At 51.0% G+C, this 21,092-nt stretch carries 18 protein-coding genes; 7 read left to right on the forward strand and 11 right to left on the reverse strand.

Annotation, left to right across the window (positions count from 1 at the left end):
• Nucleotides 1-334: 334 nt before the first annotated feature.
• Nucleotides 335-5,329: a DUF5689 domain-containing protein gene (locus BLX24_RS01500; protein ID WP_143092539.1), complete on the forward strand. Its 4,995-nt coding sequence runs from the start codon at nt 335-337 to the stop codon at nt 5,327-5,329.
• A gap of 56 nt (nt 5,330-5,385) precedes the next feature.
• On the opposite strand, the gene BLX24_RS01505 is transcribed toward BLX24_RS01500, so the two are convergent.
• Nucleotides 5,386-6,108, reverse strand: a complete 723-nt coding sequence (locus BLX24_RS01505) for a glucosamine-6-phosphate deaminase (RefSeq protein ID WP_071501303.1) — start codon at nt 6,106-6,108, stop codon at nt 5,386-5,388.
• Between the two features lie 111 nt (nt 6,109-6,219).
• On the opposite strand from BLX24_RS01505, the gene amaB reads away from it, so the two are divergent.
• Nucleotides 6,220-7,749: an L-piperidine-6-carboxylate dehydrogenase gene (amaB, locus tag BLX24_RS01510; RefSeq protein ID WP_071501304.1), complete on the forward strand. Its 1,530-nt coding sequence runs from the start codon at nt 6,220-6,222 to the stop codon at nt 7,747-7,749.
• 102 nt (nt 7,750-7,851) lie between these two features.
• On the opposite strand, the gene BLX24_RS01515 is transcribed toward amaB, so the two are convergent.
• The 4 genes from BLX24_RS01515 to BLX24_RS01530 all read right to left on the reverse strand — a co-directional run bounded on the left by BLX24_RS01515 (nt 7,852) and on the right by BLX24_RS01530 (nt 11,019).
• A complete protein-coding gene (locus tag BLX24_RS01515; protein ID WP_071501305.1) occupies nt 7,852-8,832 on the reverse strand; it encodes an aldose 1-epimerase in 981 nt (326 codons plus the stop codon).
• Nucleotides 8,833-8,918: 86 nt separating this feature from the next.
• The gene (locus tag BLX24_RS01520; RefSeq protein WP_071501306.1) at nt 8,919-9,710 is read right to left on the reverse strand and encodes a TIGR02757 family protein; all 792 of its coding nucleotides are present in this window, start codon (nt 9,708-9,710) and stop codon (nt 8,919-8,921) included.
• 2 nt (nt 9,711-9,712) lie between these two features.
• Nucleotides 9,713-9,925 carry a hypothetical protein gene (locus BLX24_RS01525; RefSeq protein WP_071501307.1) on the reverse strand — a complete coding sequence of 71 codons (213 nt, stop codon included), beginning with the start codon at nt 9,923-9,925 and terminating at the stop codon, nt 9,713-9,715.
• Between the two features lie 23 nt (nt 9,926-9,948).
• Complete coding sequence (locus BLX24_RS01530) at nt 9,949-11,019, reverse strand: LysM peptidoglycan-binding domain-containing protein (RefSeq protein ID WP_071501308.1); 1,071 nt, start codon at nt 11,017-11,019, stop codon at nt 9,949-9,951.
• Between the two features lie 106 nt (nt 11,020-11,125).
• On the opposite strand from BLX24_RS01530, the gene kdsB reads away from it, so the two are divergent.
• From kdsB to porX, 3 genes are all read left to right on the forward strand, one after another.
• Nucleotides 11,126-11,878 carry a 3-deoxy-manno-octulosonate cytidylyltransferase gene (gene kdsB / locus BLX24_RS01535; protein ID WP_071501309.1) on the forward strand — a complete coding sequence of 251 codons (753 nt, stop codon included), beginning with the start codon at nt 11,126-11,128 and terminating at the stop codon, nt 11,876-11,878.
• Between the two features lie 28 nt (nt 11,879-11,906).
• On the forward strand, nt 11,907-12,788 hold the full coding sequence (locus BLX24_RS01540) for a glutamate--tRNA ligase family protein (protein WP_071501310.1): 882 nt from the start codon (nt 11,907-11,909) through the stop codon (nt 12,786-12,788).
• Nucleotides 12,789-12,879: 91 nt separating this feature from the next.
• Nucleotides 12,880-14,436, forward strand: coding sequence for a T9SS response regulator signal transducer PorX (porX, locus tag BLX24_RS01545; RefSeq protein ID WP_071501311.1), 1,557 nt, complete (start codon nt 12,880-12,882; stop codon nt 14,434-14,436).
• Nucleotides 14,437-14,494: 58 nt separating this feature from the next.
• Here the strand turns inward: porX and BLX24_RS01550 are convergent, their stop codons facing one another.
• The 3 genes from BLX24_RS01550 to BLX24_RS01560 all read right to left on the reverse strand — a co-directional run bounded on the left by BLX24_RS01550 (nt 14,495) and on the right by BLX24_RS01560 (nt 17,164).
• On the reverse strand, nt 14,495-15,184 hold the full coding sequence (locus BLX24_RS01550) for a cell division ATP-binding protein FtsE (protein WP_071501312.1): 690 nt from the start codon (nt 15,182-15,184) through the stop codon (nt 14,495-14,497).
• 57 nt (nt 15,185-15,241) lie between these two features.
• Nucleotides 15,242-15,901 carry a fructose-6-phosphate aldolase gene (gene fsa / locus BLX24_RS01555; protein WP_071501313.1) on the reverse strand — a complete coding sequence of 220 codons (660 nt, stop codon included), beginning with the start codon at nt 15,899-15,901 and terminating at the stop codon, nt 15,242-15,244.
• Between the two features lie 111 nt (nt 15,902-16,012).
• Complete coding sequence (locus BLX24_RS01560) at nt 16,013-17,164, reverse strand: galactokinase (protein WP_071501314.1); 1,152 nt, start codon at nt 17,162-17,164, stop codon at nt 16,013-16,015.
• 336 nt (nt 17,165-17,500) lie between these two features.
• Between BLX24_RS01560 and BLX24_RS01565 the strand changes: the two genes are divergently transcribed.
• Nucleotides 17,501-18,226: a tetratricopeptide repeat protein gene (locus BLX24_RS01565; protein WP_071501315.1), complete on the forward strand. Its 726-nt coding sequence runs from the start codon at nt 17,501-17,503 to the stop codon at nt 18,224-18,226.
• A gap of 13 nt (nt 18,227-18,239) precedes the next feature.
• The gene (locus tag BLX24_RS01570) at nt 18,240-18,581 is read left to right on the forward strand and encodes a transmembrane 220 family protein (RefSeq protein WP_071501316.1); all 342 of its coding nucleotides are present in this window, start codon (nt 18,240-18,242) and stop codon (nt 18,579-18,581) included.
• A gap of 50 nt (nt 18,582-18,631) precedes the next feature.
• Here BLX24_RS01570 and BLX24_RS01575 read toward each other — a convergent pair whose 3' ends face one another.
• The 3 genes from BLX24_RS01575 to BLX24_RS01585 all read right to left on the reverse strand — a co-directional run bounded on the left by BLX24_RS01575 (nt 18,632) and on the right by BLX24_RS01585 (nt 20,700).
• On the reverse strand, nt 18,632-18,889 hold the full coding sequence (locus BLX24_RS01575; protein ID WP_071501317.1) for a GlsB/YeaQ/YmgE family stress response membrane protein: 258 nt from the start codon (nt 18,887-18,889) through the stop codon (nt 18,632-18,634).
• 68 nt (nt 18,890-18,957) lie between these two features.
• Complete coding sequence (pgeF, locus tag BLX24_RS01580) at nt 18,958-19,719, reverse strand: peptidoglycan editing factor PgeF (protein WP_143092540.1); 762 nt, start codon at nt 19,717-19,719, stop codon at nt 18,958-18,960.
• Between the two features lie 150 nt (nt 19,720-19,869).
• Nucleotides 19,870-20,700, reverse strand: coding sequence for a sugar phosphate isomerase/epimerase family protein (locus tag BLX24_RS01585; RefSeq protein ID WP_071501318.1), 831 nt, complete (start codon nt 20,698-20,700; stop codon nt 19,870-19,872).
• Nucleotides 20,701-21,092: the final 392 nt, after the last annotated feature.

Genomic DNA, 21,092 nt, shown 5'->3' on the forward strand with positions numbered 1-21,092 from the left:
CTTTTCACTTTATTTTATGATTTTACGTATAGAATTAAGTTTCAGAGTAATAACGAAGCTGTATACCGTCATAAGTTTAATTTTTTGCAGTTATTTTTCGTTTGCTCAACCGTCTACACCGGCCCTGACCTTAACTCCTGCGACTTTAACCGGATTCACAACCGAACAGGGAAGACCCTCTGCGCCCAAAGCCTATACCTTACAAGCCGCAAATCTACGGGACTCGCTTCGTTTGTTTGCCTCGGCCGGTTATGAGATAAGTCCCAATGGGTCGTTCTATGGCCCAACCCTAAGCCTGCCCCCATCGACCGAATCCGCAATTATTATTGTAAGGATGACTGGCTTGTTTACCGGTGTCAATAATGGAGCCATAACCCACACAAGTACGGGTTTACTGACAAGATCACTCGGTTTATCCGGTACCGTTACCGTCTATACGGGAATAGCCGGTATTGCAGAAGTAAGAATGGCGGGCTTAAATAAAGAGGCGTTGATTCAGGGAATCGTTACCGTTAGCCGACAGTTCGACAACGGGCAGATTCTATATGTACAGGACAAAACCGGGGGGATGGCCTTATTTGTGCCGGCCACGAATGCCGCTCTGTTTGCTCAGGTTCAGACCAGTATCCGGATCGGTAATGAAATTAAGACCCTCGGTGTGACAGGGTATCAGAAAGGAGTATTCGGGCTAACCGGCATCTCCAGCCTGTCTGTTATAAATGCAGCGGCTTCGGAGCCGGAGCCAAAGCTCATAACCATTTCGCAGATGGGAGATCCTGAAATCCTTGGCCAGTTAGTTCGGCTTGATAGCTGTTTAGTGACAGACACACGGCCGGCTTTTGTTCCTGAAACTGACTTTACCATCAGAGACACCACGAATAATACCGGAAAATTCAGAATCAGGACCGGGGTTAATGATGTCATAAATTCCCTCAAACCAACACGTAAATTTACGCTCACAGGAATTCTGGACGGATACGATCTGGATGATGAAACCGAAAACGGTTCGGCGGGCAACCGGCTTTATCCGCGGTTTCAGAAAGATATTCAGGGAACTACGGAATTGGCCCGGTCGGATGGCGGAATAACCAACCGTGATCAGACACTGGAACTGGCAACGTGGAATACAGACAGTCTTGGCGCTGTTTTACAGGGACCGGTTTTCAGTGGAGCAGATGATGTCCGGCAGCAGGCAAACGCGGGTAGCCTCATCCGGTATCTGAATGCGGATATTCTGGTACTGACCGGGGTGTCAGATCCGGTTATGCTGACCGCTATTGGGGCGCAGGTGAGTGATGCATTAAGCCAGACATATGCTGCGGTATGTGCCCAGAGCAGTTACTATACGGCTGAGAACCCACGGGTATGTTTTCTGTATAAAACAGCTCTGTTTACCACTCCGCCCGCTGTATCGGTAGTTTCTGCCAGTATGGTTACGACAGACTGGGATGGCGGACGTTTTCCGGTCGTTCTGACAGGAAATGCCAAACTAAACGGACTATCCCGCCGGATTAATGTTGTCGGCATTCATGCCCACGAAGGAGCAACGGTCACTGATTTTTCAGTCCGTCAGCGGGCCGCGACACAACTGAAAGCCTATCTGGACAGCCGGTCAACAGAGGCCATTTTCGTGGCCGGTGAGTTTGGCGATGATATGCTGACGTCCATTGCCTCCCCGAACCCTTCACCCTATGCGGGCCTGTTGAGTGGTACCGGCAGTTTTTCGGCCGCTACAAGGGGGCTGTCTGCCAACCGGCTGACAACGTCCTTATCCGCTGACCGTATGACCAGTCATATACTGATGTCTGATGAACTTTACGGGAACTATATTCCCGGGACCGCAGCAACCTTATCTCCGGATGCCATCGTGCCGGAATATCTGGCAAATGTGGCAGACTGGGGGATGAGTACATCCGGTTATCTGCCGGTTATGGCGCGTTTCAGTCTGGCAACGCCGGGTTCACTGACCGCAACCCTGGTCGGGACGTCAACAATTTGTGGGGAGAATACGGCCCCGCTACAGGTGAACATTGCGGGTGGTGTTGCCCCATATCAGCTGGTTATTCACAATGGCACCAGCACCACAACGATTACGAATTATACCAGCGGCGCAAAAATTCCGTTAAGTCTGACCAGTACCACAAGCTATACTCTGGTTTCGGTCAGTGATGCATTGAGTATAACGGCAGGAACCCTCTCCGGAACAGCTACCGTAACGGTAATTCCGAATGTACGTCCGGTAAGCGTTACCATCAGCCCGGCCAGTACATCCTACTGTCAGGGGAAAACGGTTTCCTTAAGTGCGGTGGTTAACAGCGGGCAGTTACCGCTCAGGTATCAGTGGAATTCAGGGGATATAACACCGGTTATTGCAGCCAGCGCGACGGGAACGTATCAGCTGACTGTTATTGACGGGCTAGGCTGTACAGGGATTGCATCGATGAGTACTACGGTAAACACAATACCGGATTTATCGACATTCGGGGCTTCCGTGTCAGCCTTGTGTACGGCGACCGGCCAGGTGACAACGTTTACGGCGAATATCGGCAATCTGGCCACAACCGCAAGCTATACACTGGGAAGTGTAACCGGGTCTGTTTCCGGAACGATCGCCGGCTCAGGGCAGTATGAGCAGTTTATGGCTATCACCAGAAGCGCAGCATACACATTAACCGTTGGTACCCCGCAAGGTTGTACGGCAACGGCTACACAGAGTATTTCGCTGAATGCGTCTCCCTCAATCTTTAATTTTGCGGCTACACCAAGCTGTTCCGGACGACCATCGACTTTTACCGCCCTGGTGAGCGGGCTGACAGGAGGTTATAGCTATACACTGACAGACGGAGTATCAAACGTTTTTGGCACAGGCTCGGCTGCTACACCTTTTAATGCCGTGCTGGTGCCGGCCGCTACGAGTACATACAGCTTAATTGTGGCTAATCAGAATTGTACGGCACAGTCAAGTACACTGGCGCAGGTGGGGACAACGGCTCCCGTTGCCACCCTGAGCACCTCAACCAGCGTGTTGACCTGTTCGTTACCTTCGGCCATCCTCTTTGCCAGTGGAGGGGTCAGTTACGCGTTCTCGCCAATCAACGGGAGTACACTGACCAATACAAGCGGAACCATTACGGTAAATCAGCCGGGAACCTATACCGTACGGGTAACCGATGTGTATGGCTGTACGGCTTCTGCCAGTACGTTTGTCATTGCCAACAACACAGTTCCTGCGGCTACACTCACGGCCACCAATTCGGTCTTTAACTGTACGAACCGAACAAGTACATTAATTGCTACGGGTGGTGATCTCTATTCATTTTACAACCCGGCTGGTATATTGCTGCAAACCAGTACACTAAATACGTTTGCTTTAAATACCGCATTTGGGTACACAGGTGGGACCTATCGTGTAGTTGTCACAACGGCCAGTGGCTGTACCGCAGCAGCCACTACGACAATTACCTCAAACAATGCTGTGCCAACGGTGGGATTGACCGTTAGCGGCCAGATAACATGCGCGCAACCCAAAGTGCAGCTTGCGGTAACGCATACAGAAACGGCAACCAGCTATAAGTTTACCAATTTTAACGTACCGGGTTACGTTGCCTTTGCAACGCCGCCGAACAATACAATTGATGTAACAACAGCAGGCTTGTATCAGGTTGAAGTAACGTTTACCAACGGTTGTGTCGGTGTGGCAACGGTTCAGGTGGGGGCAAGCTCATCTGTACCGGGCGTAACGTTAAGTGCAAGCGGACAGGTGTCCTGTTCAAATCCGACGGTAACCTTATCCGCGTTACATACTGATGCCGCAACACGTTATGAGTTCACTTCCCCTTCGGGCGTGACAACACTGGTGACGCCTCCGACGAATTCAATTACGGCGAACACGGCAGGTACTTATTCCGTAAGGGTGGTTTTCCAGAGTGGTTGTACAAACACCGCTACGGTGAATGTGTCCCAATCTTCCGAGAGCCCGAGAGTCGTGTTGCAATCGAACGGGCAGATATCCTGCTCGCAGGCAAAAGTGACGTTGAGTGCTGTTCATACCGGAAGCGCGTTGAGCTACGAGTTTTATGGACCGAATAATTTTTATTCGAAAACGACAAATAACTCGATTGATGTAAGTACCGCCGGTCAGTATTTTGTGGATGTACGATTCTCGTCGGGTTGTATAGCGAGCAGTCCGTTAATAACGGTTGCGGCTCAGTCCGGGGCAATCACGGCATTCATCACCGGCAATACGACTGTTTGTTCGGGGGGCAGTACAATTCTGACGGCAACAACATCAGATGGGGCCAGCTTCCGCTGGTCGACCGGAGAAACGGCCAAAAGCATAAATTACCGCCCGGGCGGCACTACTCCCGTATCGGTGACAGTAACCCTGGGTAGTTGTGTCGCGGTTGCCACCACGACGGTATTTGTGACAACATGCGCTCCATTGGTATTGGCCGCCCCGTCCTACAATTGTAGTACGGGACAATTTGTCTTTAACTCAACGGGAGGAGATGGCACACCTGTTGAGTATTTCGCGGTCGGCATAACAGGCTGGACGACTACGTCGGGGCCATATACGGTGAAACCGGCATCAGATGCGGGCTCGTTTACGTTATACGCCAGAACACAAGGCAATCCGAATACAGTTGTGACGTACACCTGGGACTGGAAGGCCGTCTGTAATGTTACGACTCCGCCTTCGTCAACGACGACGACCCCACCGTCCTCGACCACTACCACTCCGACGGCTACCGGCTGTGGTAGTGCTGCCAGTACGCTTGGCAGTCCACTGGCTCTCTTAACGCCAACGTATAATTGTCAGACAGGAGCGGTACAATTCCGAATCGCAGGCGGAAATGGTAAAACCATTGAGTATTTTGCCATCGGTATAACCGGCTGGACAACAAACTGCCAGTCTGCAATTGATGATCCTGCCATAGTGGCGCTAATCCGAAGCCAAAGTTCACAGATAAGTCCGTATACATTACGTGCCCGCCAGGATGGGAATACGGTGACGTTGAGCTGGGATCCCCGGACCGCCTGTACGGCAGGCGGTCGCGAAAGCGGAAAGAGCACGGATTATATAAACATAAACGTTCTGGGTAATCCGACGCTTGGCGAAGAAGTTGAGGTTGACATTGAAAGCAGGGGAGGCAGCGTTATGAGCCTGTACCTCACCGACGCGCAGGGCAATGTCCGTTTCGAGGAACAGATCGGAAAACCGGAACCGGTCGAACACAAGACAATTCGCTTAGGGCGTCAGGCGGGTCTGTACCTGCTTCAGGTGAAAGCCGGAACGGCTGTTAAAACGGTGAAGATTCTCCGGCAATAAAAAAGAAAGATGAGTCAGTACAAAACCGGACGGGCCCTAACCCGTCCGGTTTTGTTTTAAACCAGAGCCCCGGCTGCTTCGTCTACCCAAACGTGGGCATTCGGATGCCGCTGGATAATGGTAGCCGGGAAATCAGTTGACACCGGCGCCGTCATCGCCTGGTTGATGACGGGTGCCTTGCCATGCCCGTTGGCCATCAGAATTACTTCGCGGGCATCCATCAGGTGTTGTAACCCAATTGTAATTCCCCGGGTAAGCGGCGTTGGTTTGGTAAAATATTTCTGTCCGACCGTAATCGTGGTTTCGTGCAGATCAATCACATGGCAGTAATGGGTAAACGGCGTACCAGGTTCATTGAGCGCAATATGCCCGTTGAGACCTATACCAACCAACAGCAGATCAAGACCGCCATGCGCGGCAATTGCATCATCAATCCGGCGGCACTCGGCGGCTAAATCATCGGCTTTTGCATTAAAATAATGAATCCGTTCTGCCGGGATAGCCAGCGGTATAAACAGATCATGGTACAGGTGATAGGAGCAGCTGCCTTCGTCATCGGGCCCCATACCCACCCATTCATCAAGTCCGATAAACGAACATTGATTCAGGTTAGCGTGGCCGGTCTGGGCCAGCTCAACCAACTGATGGAATGTACCGATAGGCGTGGCTCCGGAAGCCAGACAAATAAGCGCATCGGGTTTACGCTTAAGCAGGGCGGCAATGTGCTCCGCTGCATGTTGCGAAAGTTCAGCGTACGTGGGGAAACGACGGAATGACATACTTTGTGGGTTGGAATGACTGGATGCTATTTCCTCAAAAAAACGAAAAAATGGTAAGCTTATACCCAAAAGCCCGTTAATATTGCGGAATGGAGTAAACAAAACGAGTTTATGCAATCGATCTTACCACTTCCGGTGCAGGGGATTAAACCCGGAACCAGCACCGGCCAGATTTTCTGGCACAACGAATCATCAGAACGAACCATTGAATCGTATTCACCGGCTGACGGACAGCTCATTGCGCGGGTTTATACCTCAACCCGCAGTGATTATGACAAAGTTATAGAGACCGCTCAGGCGGCCTTTCAGGACTGGCGGCGGTGGCCCGCACCGAAACGGGGAGAAATTGTGCGGCAGATGGGCGACCAGTTCCGGATTTACAAAAAAGAACTGGGTACCCTCGTCAGTTATGAAATGGGCAAATCGCTCCAGGAAGGCCTGGGCGAGGTGCAGGAAATTATTGATATCTGCGATTTTGCCGTTGGCTTGTCCCGACAGCTGTATGGCCTGACGATGCACTCCGAACGACCGTCGCACCGGATGTATGAGCAATGGCACCCGCTGGGGGTTGTCGGGATTATCTCGGCCTTTAACTTCCCCGTGGCTGTCTGGTCGTGGAATGCAATGATTGCCTGGGTTTGCGGTGATGTATGTGTCTGGAAACCGTCAGAGAAAACACCGCTGACAGCGCTTGCCTGCCAGCAGATCATTCAGGATGTGCTGCGGAATAATGAGGTACCGGAAGGGGTTTCCTGCCTGATCAGCGGAAGCCGCGAAACCGGCGAATGGCTGTCGCGTGATCCGCGGGTGGCGCTGGTGTCGGCTACGGGCAGTACGCGGATGGGCAAGGCCGTGGGGAGTGCCGTTGCCGAACGGATGGGCCGCAGCCTGCTGGAGCTGGGAGGCAATAACGCCATCATCGTCTCGCAGCATGCCGATATCGACATTGCCATTCCGGCGATCGTATTTGGTGCCGTCGGCACGGCGGGTCAGCGTTGTACCACCACCCGCCGGCTCATTATCCACGAAAGTATTTACGAGGAGGTGAAACAGCGCCTGGCACGGGCCTATCAGCAACTACGGATCGGCAACCCGCTCGATGAAGTCAACCACGTCGGTCCGTTGATTGACCAGCAAGCGGTGCAGAGTTATCTGGCGGCGGTTGATGAAATCCGGTCGCAGGGTGGTCGCTTTGTGGTGCAGCCGGGTGTGGTTGAGGGCGATGGCTTCGAGTCGGGCTGTTACGTAAAACCGTGCATTGCCGAAGCCGAAAACCACTGGCCGGTAGTGCAGCGCGAAACGTTTGCCCCGATTCTGTATGTGATGAAATACCGGACGCTGGAGGAGGCAATCGGGCTGCAAAACGGGGTGCCGCAGGGGCTGTCATCGTCGATCTTTACCCTGAATATGCGGGAAGCCGAGCAGTTTCTGTCGGTGGCCGGTTCAGACTGCGGTATTGCCAATGTCAATATCGGAACGTCAGGGGCAGAAATCGGAGGAGCATTCGGCGGTGAGAAAGAAACGGGTGGTGGCCGTGAGTCGGGGTCCGATGCCTGGAAAGCCTACATGCGCCGTCAGACCAATACCATCAACTACGGAACCACCCTGCCACTGGCTCAGGGAATAAAGTTTGACCTGTAGAGAACGTAAAACGGGCAATGTATAATTGACTAATGTAAAATGGATAACGGGCCTTGTGAAGGGCTGCGCTATCCATTTTACATTAGTCATTAACCATTCCTGTCAGGACAACCATACCTTTATATGCCCGGCCATGGATTGGCTGGGTTCCAGCACCTGCAGGCCTTCGCCGTTGTTGAAGGCGTTGACATTGGCCGTCAGCGGCTCGATAGCGATGCTGTCGCGGCGGTCAGGCGTATAAACGACCAGGTACGGGAAAGAAGAATCCTGCCAGACGTGGAGTGAGGTATTAATGTTCGGGGCATGGAGTACGGTCTCTGCGCCATGGTCATTCGGTAACACCAGAAAGGCATTGTCCAGCCCTTTCTGATAAAGCGATAGCTGACCCGTATAGGGGAACGGCTTACGGCCAACCGGCAACAAATCCTCATCGAGGGTTATGGCAGTATCGGTAGGCAGTTCAATGCTCATGCTGTCGATTGGCTCATTGTTGAGCGTAAAGTACGGATGCCAGCCGAAGGCCATCGGAGCCCGGGTGATGCCGGTATTGGTGGCCCGGAAATCCAGTGAAAGGACCAGATGACCGGCGTCAGCGAGTGTGAGCGTATAGGTCATCTCCAGCCGGAACGGAAAGGGATACCCGTTTACATCTCCGGTATACATATAAGCAATGGTCAGGGAGGCGGCTTGCTCTGTGCTATGCTGCCCCACAACTTCGAAAGGCTTCGGGTGAACAAGGCCATGAATGGCATTATCGTGGCCATAGTCATTAAACGGTAATGTATAGGCATTACCATCGAAGCGATAAATGCCGTGTTTAATCCGGCTCGGAAACGGAAACAGCATGGCACTCGAATAGGCTTCATCGGCCTTTAACGCCTCCGGACTATCGGCAACCCGAAGCAGTGAAATCAAACCTTCGGGATGGTCCGGGGTTGGCGTTGACCCTGACCGTTTCAAAATAAGTTTACGGATCACACCCCCATGGCCTGGCACAACGATCAGGCCCTCACCGGTTTCTGTGTACTGAATGACATACTCGGTATATGCACCGAATGCTTGTTGAGTAATTGAAAATGCCATAAAGCTGAATATTCTGCGTCGTTATATAGGACACTAAAGTAGAGGAAGTTGTTTAGAAAAACGCAGAAACGGGGCAACAAAGCCGATTAAAATTCGCCTTCAACACCGGCGCCAAAGAGCGCAAAATCAAATTTTACCGGATCGTCAGCATCAATCTGCCGCAAAACATCCGTTAGTTCCAGGGCCGCTTTCCAGTCAGATTGCTCCCGCGAAAGCAACCCCAATGTGCGGGCTACCCGCCCCACATGTACATCAATCGGCATCACCAGCTGCCGGGGCTGAATGCGGGTCCAGATCCCGAAATCAACCCCGGCATTGTCCTGTCTGACCATCCAGCGGAGAAACATCAGCAGTCGTTTGCAGGTGGAATTTCGGGCAGGCGTAGCGATATGTTTGCGCGTACGGTCGGGGAAGTAGCTGTTGTCCAGGTCATAGCCGCCGCAGAAGCGGTCATGAAAAAGGATCAGATGCGGCTCAACGGTAGCTGTATTGACTGCATCCGGCAGAAAGGCTTCCTCGAGCGAGTCGTGCTGCTGGTAGTACTGCCGGAAGAAATGCAGGAAATAGAGCGCATCGGTCGCATTGAAGGTGCGGTGTTTAAAATCGAGAAAACGCTTCAGATCACGTTCCTGATGATTCCGGATGAAGTCATACGGAGCCCCGTCCATGCGCGAAATGAGTTCCTGCGATTTTTTCAGAATAACCGGCCGTTGTCCCCACGCTAAAATAGCCGCCCAGAATCCCATGATCTCAATATCCTGCTTCAACGTAAACTGATGCGGGATACTGACCGGGTCCTTGTCGATAAAGGCAGGCTGGTTGTACTGACTGACTTTCTGAAGCAGCAGCTCAACAATCTGTTCGGGAATAAAAGACATTACTAGTGGGACCGGCCGCCGCTGATGACCCAGGCAAGGCCGCGCGAAATCGTTGAAAAAACGGCAACAATGGCAGAAAAGACAGCGGTGAAAAGGGCGATGAACGGATAAGCGATCGTAAACATAACGCTGAACACCTTGTACCCGGGCGTGGCCATGTACTTGGCATCACGTTCTTTACGGCGCCGGGCAATTCGTTCTTCTTTGGTTTCCATAAATTACTTTATCTGAGCGGACATTAGGGGGCCATGTAAGACACCTCTGCCCGAAAACGTTGTTGGTTAGGGGAAAGTTTCTCAAACGCCTTTGCCGACAGTTTGATGAGAATGCGGTCGTTGAGGCCGGTATCCGGAAGCTTACCGATTACTTTAACCCAAAGCGAAGCGTTATTGATATCATTTCTGACCTGAACCAGGGTACCGGTTGGCGCAGTGCGGTGCAGGGCCAGGTATTTCGGCGACGTATCCGTCGGGTCGATTACATCGGCCATCCCGATTTCGGAAATACGGCGGCCGTTTGCCGGCAGGGCCGGAACCGGTGTTTTTTCGGCCGAAATGGTCGGCTCAACCGGCGACGGTTTACCAAGGGCCGGTTTGGCTGATTCCGGCCTGGTCGTTACGGGTTTAGCCGGTTCTGCTTTTGGGGTCTCATGTTTTACCGCTTCCGGCTTGGGAGCCTCGGGCTTCGTTATTGCGGGTTTTAGCGCTACTTCCGGCGACGGGGCAGAACCATGTCGGGCCGCAAAGGCTTTCTCTGACACAATCAACTCCTGGCCGGCTTTCAGGTTGTCGTTGGTCAGATTATTCCAGATCCGGATTTCTGACTGAAGCACGCCATACCGTACCGCTAAACTATAAAGGGTCTGCCCGGCCTCAACGATATGAATGCCGGGTGTTTTCGGGAATGATTTTTCGATACGCTGGGCCGCTTTGGCGTCGAGTTCCGCCTGTTCTTTGGCGTTTTTGGGCTTAGGTTCAGGCTTGTAAAGCGCCGCTTCGTCAATTTTGTCCGCATTGGCCCCGGCCTTCGGTTCTTTTCTGGCCGTGATCGATGCAGGAATCCGGATTACCTGATTGAATTGCAGGGAAGCACCAAGTGCCGGATTTGCCCCCTGAATGGTTTCTACGGAGCTGTTATACCGGCGGGCAATGCCATACAAGGTCTGCCCGTCTTCAACACGGTGCAGGATAAATACCTTACCGTCTTTTTTCTCAATACCGATCGAATCAACAGGAATATGGGCTGCCTGACTTTGATACCAGGTCAGCAAAAGAAGACCTAATGACCGGAAAGTTGATTTTTTATTCATGGGTAGCGGGTAAACAAAGTGTAAAAATAGGGATAAAACCGTTTTTTTGCCCTAAAATCAGTGCGAGTTCCGGAAAGATACTCGCCTCTACAACGAAATAACCAGGATGAACTATATTGGCATTATACCCGCCCGGTACGGATCTACCCGATTTCCGGGCAAAGCTTTAGTTGATATAAACGGTAAGACAATGGTGCAGCGCGTTTATGAGCAGGCGCTGAAAACAGCCTCCCTGAGTAAAGTGGTGGTGGCTACCGACGACGACCGTATCTTTTCGCACGTGCAGGGCTTTGGGGGTGAGGTGGTTATGACCTCTACCGAACACCAGAGTGGTACAGACCGCTGTCAGGAAGCCATGGAAATTCTGGCGGATGAAGCCCGTGAGGTCGATTATGTGGTGAACATTCAGGGCGATGAGCCGTTTATTCTGCCCCAGCAAATTAACCTGCTGACTTCCATCCTGGACGGATCGACGGAGCTGGCGACGCTTATCAAACGGATAAACGACGAACAGACGTTGTTCGATCCGAATTCGCCGAAGGTAGTGGTTAGCCAGTTCGGTGATCCGGTCATGCGGGAAGCCCTGTATTTCAGCCGGCAGCCGATTCCGTATCAGCGGAACCATGAACCGGCGCAATGGCTGGAGCATCATGTGTATTACAAGCACATCGGATTGTATGCTTACCGGAAGGATGTACTCGCGGGCATTACGCGGCTGACACCCTCGTCGCTTGAACGGGCCGAAGCCCTGGAACAACTGCGCTGGATCGAAAACGGGTATCGTATCCGGATCATCGAGACCGACCTGGAGAGCCATGGCATCGACACGCCGATGGATTTGAAACGTGTTGTGGGGTAAACCTGCGCAGAGACAGTGGTTGACGTTTATGGCTAACCAGCACCTGTTATTCCGCTACGCGCCGACGCCCTCAGGCTATCTGCATGTGGGCAACGGCATCAATTTTGTTCTCAATTATGTGCTGGCCAGACAACTGAACGCCCGGATTCTGCTCCGGATCGACGATCTGGACGCCGACCGGAAGCGGCCGGAATATGTCCGGGATGTATTCGACTGCATCGACTATCTGGGGCTTACTTATGACCTTGGGCCGGCCGGGCCGGATGATTTTGAGGCCCGATGGTCGCAGATACACCGGCGGGATTTGTATGAACAGCAGTTGCAGCAGTTGCGTACCACTGGAAAAATTTTTGCCTCCTTACTATCCAGAAAGCAATTACAGGCCCATGGAAACCGTTATCCAACCGATTGTCGGCTAATGGGGGCGGCGCTGGATAGACCGGAAACGGCCTGGCGGATTAGTGTGGATGAGGCTCCGTTGTGGCGTCTGGACGAGGAGACAGATTTTGTGGTACGACGACGCGACGGAGTCCCGGCCTATCAGGTAGCCTCCCTCACCGACGATATTTTTTTCGGGGTAACGCACCTGATCAGGGGCGAGGATCTGCAACTTTCTACCCGTATGCAAGCCTATCTGGCTAATCTGCTTTTGCCGGCTAACGAAAAAATGGGGGCGTTTCTGGGGGCGCAGGTGTGGCACCATCCGCTTATCCAGGATGCCGGTGGCCGGAAATTATCCAAATCTGCAGGCAGTACCGCCCTGACATCATGGCGGCAGGCGGGCATTCCGCCGGTCATGGTTTACCGGGAAGCGGCTCGTGTGTCAGGCATCTCACCCGCTGGTATTCAGTCGTTAACAGATCTGGAACAGGCAATCAGCGTTGTTTTTCAGACTGTTAAAGAATCTTAAAAATAAACCATTCAAACACTGTGGCGCGTTAGAGGTTTAACAAGAACGTACTCAACTGACGACGACAAATCCAATTTTTAATAAATTGATTATGCAAAATTACTCGATCCTTTGGGCAGACGACGAAATCGACCTGCTTAAGCCCCATATCCTTTTCCTCAAAAATAAAGGCTACCAGGTAACACCTGTAAATAGCGGTGCTGACGCCCTTGAACAGGTCGAACAGGAGAAATATGACTTAGTACTACTGGATGAAATGATGCCGGGTATGACAGGACTTGAGACGCTGGCGCAGATCAAGCAGATGCGCCCGAACATGCCCGTGGTCATGATTACCAAGAGCGAAGAAGAACACATCATGGAAGAAGCGATTGGCTCTAAAATCGCCGATTACCTGATTAAACCCATAAATCCAAACCAGCTGTTGCTGTCGCTGAAGAAAAATCTCGATAACAAACGACTGGTTACCGAACGGACCAATATCAGCTACCAGCAGGATTTCCGGAATATTGCCATGCAATATAATGACCGGATTGACTTCAATGAGTGGGCTGAAATCTATAAAAAGCTGATTTACTGGGAGCTTGAACTCGATGGCGCCCAGGACCGCAGCATGGTCGAGGTCCTGAACATGCAGAAGAGTGAAGCCAACTCAAACTTCTGTAAATTTCTGGAAGACAATTACGAAGACTGGCTCAACGATCCGAAAGCCGATAAGCCGGTATTGTCGAACCAGCTGATGCGGAAAAAAGTATTCCCGCTGCTGGAGCAGAACTCGCCGCTTTTCTTTATCCTGATTGATAACCTGCGGTACGATCAGTGGAAAGTGATTGAGCCGATTCTGTCAGACTTTTTCACCGTGGAGGAAGAATCATCGTACTACTCCATTTTGCCGACCACAACGGGCTTTGCGCGGAACGCCATCTTCTCGGGCATGATGCCAAGCGAAATGGAAAAACACCATTCCGATATCTGGGTAAATGACGAGAACGACGAAGAGGGCCTCAACAACCACGAAGATGAGTTCCTGCGTCGTCAGCTGGAGCGGTCACGCCTGAATATCAAGTTTTCCTACAACAAGATTCTGAATACGAATCAGGGCAAATCGCTGGTCGATAATTTTAACAACCTGATGCAGAATCAGTTGAATGTGGTCGTGTATAACTTCGTGGATATGCTTTCGCATGCCCGTACTGATATGGCGATGATTAAAGAACTGGCCCCTGATGAAGCAGCTTACCGCAGCATTACCCGCTCCTGGTTCCTGCACTCACCGCTGTATGAACTGGTGCGGAAGATTTCGGATAAGGGCGGGCGTCTGATCGTGACAACCGACCACGGGATGATTCGTGTGCAGAAACCGGCCAAAATCGTTGGTTACCGCGAAACAAATACCAACCTGCGTTACAAACAAGGTAAAAATCTGGGCTTCGACGAAAGCCACGTATTGGTTTGCCGGAAGCCGGAACGTTTCTTCCTGCCGAAGCTGCACGTATCAACGGCCTATGTCTTTACGCTGGAAGATTACTTCTTTGCCTACCCGAATAACTACAACTATTACGTGAACTATTACCGCGATACTTTCCAGCACGGTGGGGTATCGCTCGAAGAGGTGATCATTCCGTTTGCCTATCTCAAGGCGAAATAATAAAAAGTGGTGGCACGCCCGGCGTGCCACCACTACATCTGATTAAAAGATCAGTTGCCTAAAAACTGCCCCCGATTACCTCACTGATTTTACCGTCGTTAACACGTAGTGTCCGGGCCGGGTATTTTTTCAGGAGATCATAGTTATGAGTAGCCATAAGCATGGCTGTACCCGCATTGTTAATCGCCTGAAACACCTGCATAATCTGATCCGACACCGCCGGATCGAGGTTACCGGTCGGTTCATCGGCAATCAGGATTTGCGGTTCGTTCAGCATCGCCCGTGCAATAACAACACGCTGCTGCTCTCCGCCCGACATCTGATGCGGCATTTTTTTCTGGGCCGTACCCAGACCTACCTGCATCAGCACATCCGCTACGCGGTTTTTCATTTTTGTTTTATCCGTCCAGCCCGTCGCCTTCAACACGAAAAGCAGGTTTTCTTCTACATTCCGGTCAAAAAACAACTGAAAGTCCTGAAATACGATGCCGATTTTGCGTCGCAGGAAAGGCACGTCTTTAGGCTTTAGTTTGTCCAGCGCAAAGCCGGCAACAAAGCCCTTGCCACCCTGCAGGTAAAGGTCAGCGTAGAGCGTTTTCAGAAGCGACGTTTTTCCACTGCCCGTTCGTCCGATCAGATAAACAAACTCGCCTTTGTGTATGGAGAAGCTGATATCCCCGAGGATCAGTTTAGGTCCCTGGTAAATATCGGCATGATCGAGGGTAAGAACGGGTTCCGTGTTAAACATAGCGAATGAGTGGGGGAAAGGCATACAGCCCCGATAACGATGCTGTATGCCGGCAAATTACTTAGCAGAAGCTTTTTTGTGGTCGGCCAGGAACTTAGCCAGACCGATATCCGTCAGCGGGTGGTTCAGCAACGCCGTAATGGCGCTCAACGGACCTGTCATTACGTCGGCCCCAACTTCAGCACACTGAATGATGTGCATCGGGTGACGGATCGAAGCCGCCAGGACTTCAGTGGTATAGCCGTAGTTGCGGTAGATCGTAACGATTTGTTCAATCAGGGCGACGCCATCTGTCGAGATATCGTCCAGACGACCCACAAACGGCGAAACATAGGTTGCACCGGCTTTGGCGGCCAGTAATGCCTGACCCGCTGAGAAAATCAGCGTACAGTTGGTCCGGATGCCTTTTTCTGAGAAATATTTAATGGCTTTTACACCATCTTTAATCATCGGAACTTTCACGACAATTTTCTCATCAAGCTCGGCCAGTTCTTCGCCTTCGCGGATCATTTCGTCGAACGTAGTACCGATCACCTCAGCACTTACATCGCCTTCAACGATGTCACAAATTTGTTTGTAATGGCGCATGACATTATCCTTGCCGGTAATGCCTTCTTTAGCCATGAGTGATGGGTTGGTTGTTACGCCATCAAGAACGCCCAGATCCTGCGCTTCGCGGATTTCGGCGAGATTAGCCGTGTCAATAAAAAATTTCATGGTCTGTATATCGGACCTCCACGTCCGAATGAGTTAAACCTGGATCCAAATACACGGGTATTCGGCTTGCAGGGGCAAAATTAAAGAATCAGTTCCTCAAACAAAATGCGGTCAGGCAATCACATGGGTACCATCTTCGATTTTGCAGATATAAATAAGCGGTAACTGACCGGTTTTGGCCTGGTATTGCTCCGTAATGGCTTCCTTAAACGCATCGAGCGCTTCTTCGCGTACGAGATTAATGGTGCAGCCGCCGAAGCCACCGCCCATCATGCGTGCACCCAGTACGCCACGTTGCGTCCGGGCAATGTCGACCAGAATGTCCAGTTCGTCACAACTGACCTCATACCACTGACTCAGGCCCTCGTGCGAGCCGTACATTTTCTGTCCGAACGCTTCGACGTCGCCCGCTTCCAGATCGTTGTAGCCGGTCAGCAGCCGTTCGTTTTCCTGAACGATATAAGCACAGCGGCGGTACAGCAGCGGATGCCGGTCTTTCAGCTGTGCATCGAGCATGTCCATCGTAGCATCGCGCAGACTTTTTACCGATTCGCCGTAAGCAGCCTGTAAAATCCGGACACCGGCCTCGCATTCTTCCCGCCGGGTATTATACTCCGATGAGGCCAGTGAATGCTTAACCTGCGTATCGCACAAAACGATCCGGAAACCGTCCATTTTTAAGGGAGCGTAGGCAAAATCCAGTGAACGGCAATCCAGCCGGATCACATGGCCCGCCTTCCCCATCATACTGGCAAACATATCCATGATGCCGCACTTCAGCCCGACAAAATTGTTTTCGGCACGCTGGCTCATTTTCAGCAAATCCAGCCGGTCGACGCCAAGGCTGAACAGCTCATTGATCGCAAAGCCAACGCCGTTTTCGAGCGCGGCAGATGAAGACAAACCGGCCCCGATCGGAATGGTCCCTCCGAATGCGCAATTGAAGCCGCCAACGGTCAGACCGGCCAGCTGAAATTGCTGAATAACGCCAAGGAGATAATCCGGCCAGGAGTCGGTATGGGTCAGGTTATCGGTATGACCGGCATATGATTCGTTGAGGTCAGCGGCAAAAAAGTGTAATTCCTGATCCTGCCGGGGGCTTACGGCCAGAAAAATGGCTTTATCGATCGCGGCGGGTAATACAAATCCTTCGTTGTAATCGGTATGTTCGCCGATGAGATTAACACGCCCCGGAGAGGCAATCTGTAACGTAGGGGATGTCCCGAATGCTTGCTGAAAGGTCTGGGAAAGAGTTTCGAGCATGAATGTATAGGGCTGGAAATGTTAGAATGCTGCTGTCAAGGCTGAGCTGTCTGCTTAAAACATTGTTAAAAAACAGAGTGAGCCGGCAAATTACGGAGAAGATGTGCGTTGTTTGTAAAAGCACATAAAAAAAGGCAAATCAAGTGTCTCACCGCTACAACTACCTACCCTTGCTTCGGTCAAGACCTGGGGGATTCAGTAGGAGCTGGTAGCACCGATTTGCCGGGTGCAAAATTAGGTATTTATTAAGAGAATCCAAATGTCGGATGTAGTTTTGTGCGGCAAATTATTGCTGAAAATGGTCGCTTTTACCGTATTTTATTGATTATAAGCGTAATGAAACAAGTAAATTTTTTTATTGCTGCCTGTCTTTTTCTGACATTTACAGGTTGTACATCGTCGGAGAAGGAGCTGGAGCAGGGACGTAGCCTGATGCGGGAAGGAAAATTCCGGGAAGCCATCGAACCGTTGAACCTGGCAATTAATGCTGATGCAGATAATGCCGAAGCATTTAATACCCGTGGTGTCGCTTATTTTGAACTAAAGGAATACAGCAACGCCTTGCTGGATTATGAGCAGGCCATTAAACTGGAACCTGGTTTTTACCGGCCCTACTACAACCGTGCCCTGTTGAAAATGGCGCAGAATGATCAGAATGCAGCGCTCAAAGATTATTCGGAAGCTATCCGGCTGGCACCTGATACTGCTAAAGTAGCCATATCGGATATTTACCTCAACCGGGGGCAGTTGTTTGCCCTCCAGAATCAGGAAACGGCGGCGGTCAATGATTTTTCGCAGGCTGTTGCCAAAAATGACCGGAACGCACTGGCCTATTATAACCGGGGCAATATCCTGTTTCAGCAGAAAAATCTGGCTGGTGCCATGAATGATTTTAAAAAGGCCGTAGAAGTAGATTCCCGGTTCGGAAAAGCTTTCTATGCATTGGGCGTGGCACAAATGATCAACAATGAAAAAGACGCCGGTTGCCTTAGCCTGAAACAGGCCCGGCAGCTTGGCTATGCCGATGCGGTTGAAGCCATTGCGCAATACTGTGAAAAATAACCCGAACGCAACGATGAGAAAATTGATTGCCGTATTTTTCGGCCTTGTATTCCTGCTTTTTGCCGCCTTTCAATACAATGATCCGGATCCGCAAGTGTGGATACCGATATACCTGATTGGGGTTGGCGCCTGCATCATGGCTTACTATAAAACCGGACCAATCTGGTTGTATGGTATCATCGGGCTGGTATATGCCGTAGCGGCCTGGCTCCAGTGGCCACCGGTTTTTGAAGGCTTCCTGCTCGATTCGATGGGTATGAAAACGATTAATATTGAACTGGCCAGAGAGTCCGGAGGCCTCGCCATCTGTGCGGTCGTGATGTGGTTGCTGGGGTGGCTGGTAAAGAATAAATAATAAAAAAAGGGCTGAATATCAGCCCTTTTTCATGATATATGTATGCATTGCTATACTGACCGGCGGCTGCCTTTGATCAGGGCCGCGATACCGAGGATAACGACTGCACCCACAAAAGCCGTCAGGACACGATCCAGAAAACCACTTGCCCCGGTAGCAAACGTGCTGCCGAAAATCCAGCCACCTACCAGACCACCGATAATACCCAACAGAATTTGGGTCAGTAATGAAAATGAAAAGCGTTTAAAGAGCAGGTCGGCCAGCCATCCGGCTATGGCACCTACTAAAATCCAGATCAAGAAGTTCATAACGTTGTTGAGTTAACCTGCCACGTAATTGCCGCAGTATCAACTAAACAGCATACTTCCGGAATTGTTCAGGATTTTATACCAATTAGCGCCATCATGCGGCCGGTTTGCCCTTTTTCGAGCCGGTGCGAATAATAATCGTCGTTGTTCAGCACGCTCGAAAACGATGAGATGCCAATCTGGGAAGGCGGAATGCCAAAGCTCGTCAGCTGGTGGGCATTGGCCGATTTAAGATTCACAAACCAGGTGTCGGTATAAGCGTCCAGGCGTTTAAACCCCGGCGCAAACTGCTCGGCGACTTCGGCACCGACTTCAAACGAAGTCTCATCTATACAGGTTCCGACATACGCATAGCAATCGGCAGGGCGGGTGTTGAAGCTGGTTTTCATGGCTTGCAGCGCCGCACTAACGACACCTCCCACCGTTCCCCGCCAACCGGCGTGTATGGCTGCCACGGCTTGATTATGAGCATCATAGACCAGTATCGGTGTGCAATCGGCAACACTAACCCCCACAAACACACCCGGTTTATTGGTAATCAAGGCATCATAACCGCTGTAACGTCCGGGGGCTTCGGCGAGCAGCACCTCAATGCCGTGAATCTGGTGCGAAGAAGCGACCTGATCGGGCCGGATCCCGAGCTCACTATAGAGCCGCAGCCGGTTTTCGGTAACGTTCTCTTCCGTGTCCGGGGTATTGTAGCCTACGTTCAGGGAGGTAAAAGGTGCCGGACTTACACCCCCGTGGCGCGTACTCTCAATAGCGATCAGGTTTTTAAACTCTGTCAGATTCGGTGCCGGCCGGAAAAGCGGATAAGGATTGGGCATCATGGCTGTTATGGGTTGTATTAGCTAATGCAAAAAAAGCCGGATACAAGTTTTCCCGATCAGGGCTAAACTCATATCCGGCAACGAAAATAACATTTGCCGGTTAAAATAACCGGTCAGGCGAAAGGGGAGAGGCGCTGAACGGGGTAAAACTTACTTCCCGCTATACATTTTGCGGAACGCTTTGGCACTTTCGGCGATTTCAGGACCGTTATTTTCCCAGTGGTATTCGTATTCGGCCGATAGCGGGCCTTTATATTTCTGCCGTTTCAACTCTGCCAATACGGCCGGAATGTTGCAGTCGCCGGTTCCCCAGATTACGTCATGGTATTTGCCATCGGGCGTATCTTTCTTCACATCCTTAAAATGAAGACCAATTAAATGGCCTTCGTATTTTTTCAGACATTCTACCGGATTGAGGCCCGAGCGTACCCAGTGGCCGATGTCAGCGCAGGCACCCACATATTTGCTGTTGCCGATTACGGCTAATACCGAGTCCGGATGCCAGTATTTCGTTGGTTTAGGGTGGTTGTGGATCGCCACGTTGATTTTATATTCGTCTGCCAGCCGGATGATATAAGGCATCTGGTTTTTATTCGGTTCGGTATTGATATTCGGGATTCCGAGGTCTTTGGCAAACTCGAATAACTGTTTCCAGTCGTCCTCTGTCGGGGCATTGACAACACCGTAGGCCGAGATAGTAAGGCCTTTATCCTTAATCATTTTCTTAACCGCATCCCGCGTGGCCGGACTCATCTTAAAGTCCATTTTACCATCGATACCTCCGCCAATGGTTTGTCCCGGAAAGGCTTCTACGTATTTTAATCCACAGCTGTCAATTTTGCGCAGGGCTTCAGAAAAAGGAAACAAACGAAAGGAATAAGCCTGGGCACCAAGCCGCCAGCCAGCTTTTTCTTCCGGATTTTTTTGAGCAAAGACATTCCCCAGTAAGAGCAATGCGGGAAGGATCAGGAGTTTTTTCATGGTAATTGACAAAATGAGAAAATGCCTGTAAGGGGGCAATACAGACTAAAGGCAATCACCGGAGAATTTTACCATGCAGAGAACAAAAAGGCGGAGTGCCGGAAAAATAAAAGCTCCAATACGTTCCGTACTGGAGCCCCGCCACAAAATGGCATAACCTTTAGCTCTCTGGTTATTATATGATTTAACGTATATGCCGGAGCTATTATTGCCCTGACATTGAAAAGAGTGAGCAAATGAGGCATTTAAGGGGAGTCTGTATATAAATCTGTAAAACTCGGTGATTTAGTAGATTTTACTGGTGACAAAGAACAATCCCTTATTTCATCAGTTGAACAACTTATCAATTAGTAAAATGGTAGTGTATCACAACATAGGGGGTAACTGAAGCG

The sequence above is a fragment of the Arsenicibacter rosenii genome (assembly GCF_001870735.1).
GTDB lineage: Bacteria > Bacteroidota > Bacteroidia > Cytophagales > Spirosomataceae > Arsenicibacter > Arsenicibacter rosenii.